The organism is Dietzia sp. Cai40 (assembly GCF_014145165.1).
Classification (GTDB): Bacteria; Actinomycetota; Actinomycetes; order Mycobacteriales; family Mycobacteriaceae; genus Dietzia; species Dietzia natronolimnaea.
This window is the reverse complement of sequence record NZ_JAALEB010000042.1, coordinates 1-1,221: the sequence shown is the minus strand read 5'-3', so window position 1 is coordinate 1,221 and position 1,221 is coordinate 1. Positions and strand designations below refer to the sequence as shown.

General features: G+C 63.0%; 1 protein-coding gene. It reads left to right on the top strand.

Annotation, left to right across the window (positions count from 1 at the left end):
• Window positions 1–54: 54 nt before the first annotated feature.
• Window positions 55–1,206 carry an IS30 family transposase gene (locus tag G6022_RS01960; RefSeq protein ID WP_069389026.1) on the top strand — a complete coding sequence of 384 codons (1,152 nt, stop codon included), beginning with the start codon at window positions 55–57 and terminating at the stop codon, window positions 1,204–1,206.
• Window positions 1,207–1,221: the final 15 nt, after the last annotated feature.

Sequence of the window (1,221 nt, the reverse complement as noted above, 5' to 3'; positions counted from 1 at the left end):
CCTTAGACTCAAACCGTCAACGCAACACCAAGCAATCTATGGTGGAGGTGGACGATGGCTAAGATTGGCCGGCCCGGACTGCCGCCGGAGGAACGGCAGCGGGTCTGGGATATGTGGAAGGCGGGGTCGTCGATCAGTGAGATCTCGCGATCGGTCGACTCGCCGCCGGGTTCGGTGTTTTCGATCCTGCGGCCCAAGGGCGGGATCTATCAGTCGCCGCAGAAGCGCCGGGCGGGGACATTGAGTCTGTCCGATCGGGAGGAGATCTCCCGCGGTCTGGCGGCGGGCGACTCGTACCGCCAGATCGGTCGCCAGCTGGGACGGCCTGCGTCAACGATCAGCCGAGAAGTCGGGCAGAACGAGGGTAGGGAGCGCTATCGCGCCATCGACGCAGACGACCGCGCCTGGCGCCGGGCCCGGCGTCCTCAGAAGCCCAAGCTGGCCACGAACCCTGTACTGCGAGGCTACGTCGCTGCACGCCTGAAAGAGGAATGGTCTCCGGAACAGATCGCTGGTCGGCTGAAGAAGCAGTACCCAGCCGGGTCGCGGATGCTGATCTCGCACGAGGCGATCTATCGGTCGCTGTACATCCAATCCTGGAATGTGCTGGACAAGTCGTTACAGAAGCAGTTGCGCACCGGCAGACCGATTCGTCGCGCGGTCAGCAACACCACCTCCGGCCAGTGGCGCTCGCAGATCAAAGACGCCGTGTCGATTGATGCCCGTCCAGACGACGTCGCGGACCGCGCTGTTCCAGGTCACTGGGAAGGCGATTTGATGATCGGATCGGAGCAGTCCCAGATCGCCACGGTCGTGGAACGCTCCAGCCGCTACACCTGCTTAGTCCAGGTCGACTCACGCCATGCGTCCTCTGTTACTGAAGGACTGTGCCGGGAGCTGTCGGCGCTCCCGGAGACGATGTCTCGCTCCCTGACGTGGGACCGCGGCATGGAGCTGGCCGGACACAAAGACGTCGCCGCCGGCACCGGGATCAGCGTGTACTTCGCCGACCCACACTCGCCCTGGCAGCGCGGCACCAACGAGAACACCAATCGCTGGCTTCGTCAGTATTTTCCGAAGAAGACAAGCATGAACGGCTACTCCCAGGCTGACTTGCACCGAATCGCGGAGAGATTGAACAACCGGCCCCGGAAAACCCTCGACTACGACACTCCCGCCGAACGCTACGCCGCCCTGTTGCATTGACGATTTGAATCCAAG